This window comes from Actinomycetota bacterium, from assembly GCA_035759705.1.
In the GTDB taxonomy this organism is placed as follows: domain Bacteria; phylum Actinomycetota; class CADDZG01; order JAHWKV01; family JAHWKV01; genus JAJCYE01.
In genome coordinates, this window is the sequence record DASTUJ010000003.1 from 1 (window position 1) to 5,020 (window position 5,020).

At 68.0% G+C, this 5,020-nt stretch carries 4 protein-coding genes; 3 read left to right on the forward strand and 1 reads right to left on the reverse strand.

What is annotated here, in order from left to right; translation table 11 throughout:
- Positions 1 to 1,223: extracellular solute-binding protein (locus VFV09_00065; protein ID HEU4866096.1), on the forward strand; the 1,223-nt coding region annotated here is incomplete at its 5' end.
- Between the two features lie 3 nt (positions 1,224 to 1,226).
- Positions 1,227 to 2,948 carry a HAMP domain-containing protein gene (locus VFV09_00070; GenBank protein HEU4866097.1) on the forward strand — a complete coding sequence of 574 codons (1,722 nt, stop codon included), beginning with the start codon at positions 1,227 to 1,229 and terminating at the stop codon, positions 2,946 to 2,948.
- On the opposite strand, the gene VFV09_00075 is transcribed toward VFV09_00070, so the two are convergent.
- Positions 2,941 to 3,642: a response regulator transcription factor gene (locus VFV09_00075; GenBank protein ID HEU4866098.1), complete on the reverse strand. Its 702-nt coding sequence runs from the start codon at positions 3,640 to 3,642 to the stop codon at positions 2,941 to 2,943. The two genes, VFV09_00070 and VFV09_00075, sit on opposite strands and share 8 nt — an antisense overlap.
- A 397-nt stretch (positions 3,643 to 4,039) precedes the next feature.
- On the opposite strand from VFV09_00075, the gene pdxS reads away from it, so the two are divergent.
- Positions 4,040 to 4,924: a pyridoxal 5'-phosphate synthase lyase subunit PdxS gene (pdxS, locus tag VFV09_00080; protein HEU4866099.1), complete on the forward strand. Its 885-nt coding sequence runs from the start codon at positions 4,040 to 4,042 to the stop codon at positions 4,922 to 4,924.
- Positions 4,925 to 5,020 lie beyond the last annotated feature (96 nt).

The window sequence follows — 5,020 nt, forward strand, 5'->3', positions numbered from 1 at the left end:
TGCTGTGCGTGGCCCTCGGCGCCTGCTCGGCCACGCCGGAGCCAGAATCACCGGCGACCCGGCTTCGGGTGCTGATGACCGACGACTGGGGGTCCCGCCCCGCCTTCCTTGCTGCCGTGCGGGACTTCGAGAGCAGCCACGACGGGGTCAGGGTCGACGTGCAGAAGCTTCCGATCCGGAACATGGCCGAGGCGGTCCGGGGACAGGTAGCCGACGGCGATCCCGTAGACCTGGTCCAGTGGCACGCCTACGCCGCCGGGGCCCAGGGCCTGGCGGAGCCGGTTGAGGACCTTTGGAGCAGCTCGGGCATGAATAGGGACGAGTTCTTCCCCGGAGCTATCGCCGACGTGGAGTGGGGAGAGCACCTGTACGGCGTGCCCCTAGACATCAACGCCCTCGTGTTGTTCTACCGGCCGGAGAGCTTTACGGCCGCCGGTCTGACCCCGCCCGGGGAGGGCACAACCTTCGGCGATCTGGAGCGCTACGGCGACGCCTTCGCCGCCGCCGGCGGCGGCTCCCCGCGGGTGATCGCCCTGGCGAACAGCTACTGGGCCGCCTACGGCTGGGTTCGAGCGAACGGCGGTGAGCTGGTGACGGTCGAGGACGGTAAGCCCAGGTTTTCCCTCGACTCTCCCGAGGTCGTGGACACGCTCTCGTTCCTGTCCCGCATGGTCAAGCAGGGCAAGGCGATCGCCCCGGCGGGGGCGAACTCGTCGGCGGACTCGCTGGCGCTGTTCCGGTCGGGCAGCGCGGCGATCCACGCCTCAGGGTCCTGGGACCTCGCCAAGCTGGACAAGGAGGCGCTCGGCACCTCCTACGGCGCCGCCCTGATGCCTCAAGGGACCACCGGGAGAACCCAGGGGACCGTGACCGGCGGGAGCAGCCTGTTCGTCCCGAAGGGAGCGCCGAACCGGGAGCTGGCCTTCGAGCTCGCTCAGACGATCATCTCGGACGAGCACGCCCTCAGGCTGGCCAAGGAGGAGCGGCGGCTCCCGGTTCGACCCCGGGTCTACTCCGACCCGTTCTTCGACGACCCCATCCTCGATGTCGTGCTGAAGCAACTGGAGACCGCACACCCGCTTCTGATCGAGGCCTTTCCCGAGGCGGCCGGGGCCTGGGATGCAGCATTCAACGACGTGATGAGAAACGGAGCGGACCCGGCACAGACCCTGAAGGTCGCCCAGGCGAAGGCCGAAAGCTCCCTGACCGCTCCGGTGACCTAGACCGTGGCCGTAGCTGTGCGCCGCCACGTGCGGAAGGAGTCGGAGGAGGGCGCTACCGCCGGCACCGGGCGCCGCCGGCGGGTTTCGATCCTCGGCGAGTTCCTTGCCGCCCTGGTTTCGGTTGTGCTGATCTCGGCGGCCGGCACCGGTTTGTTCGAGGAGCAGTTGACGAAGAAGGCCCTGAGCGAGGAGGCGAACCTCCTTACGCAGAGCCGGCTGAGTGTGGTGGTCGCCGCCTACGAGACCCGGGAGGAGACCCTGGCGCTCACCCTGCGGTACCTGGCGGAACAGCTGAACGTCAGCGGCGCCACCGACAGGAGCCAGTACACGGCGCTGGTGAGCCAGCTCAGCCAGACCGCAAGCACCCTCGACATCGACATGCTCGGGGTCTTCGACCCCGACGGGAAGTTCGTCGCCGGGGAGGGCAGGATGTTCGAGGGAACCGAGGTGGTTACCAGAGCGGTGCCGGGTCTGCGATCCCGGCTGGTGGCGACCGGCAGGGACACCTACGAGAGGGTGCTGGCGACGAAGATCGGCCCGGACAAGGGCGTGCTCGTGGGGGGCCTGGACTTCGCCGACGGCGCTGCTCACAGGTTGCGCAAGACCCTGGGCGACCGAGGCCAGGTGATCCTGGTCGCCGGCAACCGGGTGGTCGGGAGCACCATCGATCTGGAGGGGTCGCAGCTCCCCGGTTCCTCCCGGGCCGGAGAGCTTCCGACGACGCCCAAGAAGATCGAACTGGCCGGCAAGCCGATGCTGGTTGCATACAGCTCGGTCGGGCGCCCGGGCGAGCCGCTTGGAGAGGGCGCCATCGGGGTTGCGGTTCCGGACCCGGTAGAGGACCTGACCGAGAGGCTCACCCTCGTCCGCTTCCTTTCGACCCTGGTCCTGACCGGCGCGGCCCTGCTGATGGGGTGGCTGTTGTTCTGGACCCTGGTGCGCCCGCTGGTCGGGTTGTCCAAAACTGCCACCCGCATCGCTAAGGGAGACCTCGGGGCGAGGTTCCGGGCACCCCGGGACAACGAGATCGGCCGGCTGGCAAGTGCGCTCCAGCAGATGACCACCGAGCTTCAGGGCAAGACCCGGCGCCTTCAGGAGGCGTCGAAACGCCTGCTGGTCGCCCAGCAGGACGAGCGCCAGCGGATGGCCCGGGACCTGCACGACGGGATGCAGCAGCAGCTGGTGGTCCTGGCGGTGAAGATCAAGCAGCTGGCGGCCTCGGAGGAGCCCCCCAACCCGCTGGTGCTCGAGCACCTGGCGGCCGAGGCGGAGGAGGCGGCGTTCGCCCTCCAGGACCTGGGCCGGGGCATCTTCTCCACGGTCCTCGGGGACCAGGGCGTCGCGGCAGCTCTTCGTACGTCGGCCAGCCGGCTGCCGATGCAGGTGCGGCTCGACGTGGCCCCGAAACTGGAGGAGTTGCGATTCAGCCCCGAGATCGAGGGCACCCTGTACTTCGTGACCATGGAGGCGATGGCCAACGCCCAGAAGCACGCGCCGGAATCGCAACTGACCATCGCCCTGCGGGAGGGCCCGGGCGAGGTGGTCCTGGAGGTCTCGGACGACGGCCCCGGCTTCGACCCGGCTCAGGGCAGGATCGGTGCGGGCCTGCAGAACATGGCCGACCGGGTGAACGCGGTCGGAGGAACCTGGAGCCTGGTCACCGCACCGGGTAAGGGGGTGAAGCTGCTCGCCCAAATCCCGCTGGAGACGCCGGCGATCAGTTGACCGTCGCAGACTCCCTGAGGTAGATCAGGACCGCAGCCACCCGACGGTTGAGCTCCGGCTCCTCCGAGAGGCCGAGTTTGGAGAAGACCGAGGCGATGCGCTTCTCGATTGTTCCCAGCGACACGTTGATCTCCTGGGACAGGCGCGCGTTGTTCTTGCCCTGGGCCATCAGCCGCAGCACCTCCATCTCCGCCTGGCTGAGCTGTCCGAGAGCCGACCCCGGCTTGCGGGAGCGCAGGGCCAGCAGCCGCTCGACGATCCTGGGGTCGAGAACCGACCCGCCGGCCGCGACCTCGTGGAGAGCACGCACCAGCTGGGCGACGTCGCCGACCCGGACCTTGTGCAGGTAGCCGTAGCCGGCCACTCCTTCCTTGAGCAGCGCCCAGACGTAGCTCTCGTCGTCGTGCTGGCTGAGAACCACCACGCCGATCTCCGGGAACTCGGCCTTGATCTCGTGGGCGGCCTTGATCCCCTCCATGGTGTGGGTGGGCGGCATGCGGATGTCCATCAACACGACATCGGGGTGGGTGCTCCGGGCCTGCTCGATGACCGAGTCGTAGTCGACTGCGACGCCGACGACGTTCATCCCCTCCTCCTCCAGCAGGCGCCGGGTCCCCTCCCGCAACAGGAACTGGTCTTCGGCAATAAGAACCTTCAGAGGGGTGGTGGTCGGAGTGGGTTGGGTCGCTAGGATCGCCGCCTCATTTCACGCAGCGGGCACAAGGTCCGCCGGCCTGTTCCGTTCGGTGAGCCCCCCTTGTTAGGGGGGCTACCGACGGTTCCGTTGACTAGCATGCTAGACGAAAGAGGCTCCCCGGCGTCCCGTCGGGACGCCCCCCTTAGGTCGAAAATGCTACGTGTCAACACCTCAGATTCGAACTTGAGGACCCGAGGTTCAGCGCTTCCCTGGCTGTGGATCTGCGCGGGCAACCGGCCCGTCGTAGCTACTCTTCCACGCTGCCGGTGGGGGGGCTACCCTGCTAGCCCCCAATCTTCGCGGAGGTTTACCCCCCTGCGACGCGTGCCGGGCAAAGGGCGGGGGTGCGCATCACAGGTAGAATTGGTTTTTCTCAAAGGACGAGGTGAGCCGAGTGATTGAGCGTGGAACAGCCCGTGTGAAACGGGGCCTGGCGGAGATGTTGAAGGGCGGCGTCATCATGGACGTCACCACCGCCGATGAGGCGAGAATTGCCGAGGAGGCCGGCGCCTGCGCCGTGATGGCGCTGGAAAGGGTTCCCGCCGACATCCGCCGGGACGGCGGCGTCGCCCGGATGTGCGACCCGAACAAGGTTTCCGAGATCATGGCTGCGGTGACCATCCCCGTCATGGCCAAGGCCCGCATCGGCCACTTTGCCGAGGCGCAGATCCTCCAGTCGCTGGGGGTCGACTTCATCGACGAATCCGAGGTCCTGACCCCGGCCGATGAGAGCTTCCACATCGACAAGTGGAACTTCACCGTCCCGTTCGTCTGCGGCGCCACCAACCTGGGTGAAGCCCTGCGCCGGATAGGCGAGGGCGCAGCGATGATCCGCTCCAAGGGTGAGGCCGGCACCGGCAACGTGGTCGAGGCCGTGCGGCACCTGCGCTCGATCACCGATGAGATCCGCCGGCTCAGCATGCTGCCCTCCGAGCAGCTGATGACTCAGGCGAAGAATATGGGAGCGCCGTTCGAGCTGGTGAAGGAGGTCGCCGAGACCGGGCGCCTTCCGGTTGTGCTGTTCTGCGCCGGGGGAGTGTCCACCCCAGCCGACGCCTCGCTGGTCCTGCAGCTGGGGGCCGAGGGCGTGTTCGTCGGCTCCGGCATCTTCAAGAGCGAGGAGCCGGCCCGCATGGCCCGCGCCGTCGTTGAAGCGACCACCTACTTCAACGATCCCGACGTGCTGGCCAAGGTCTCCCGCGGCCTGGGCGAGCCGATGAGGGGCCTGGACCTCCGGGACGTCCCGGCCGACAAACTTCTGGCGCCGCGCGGATGGTAGCGGACCCCCGCATAGGGGTCCTGGCGCTTCAGGGGGATTTCGCCGAACACCTCGCAGTCCTGGAGTCGTGTGGCTACCGGCACTTCACGGTCCGGT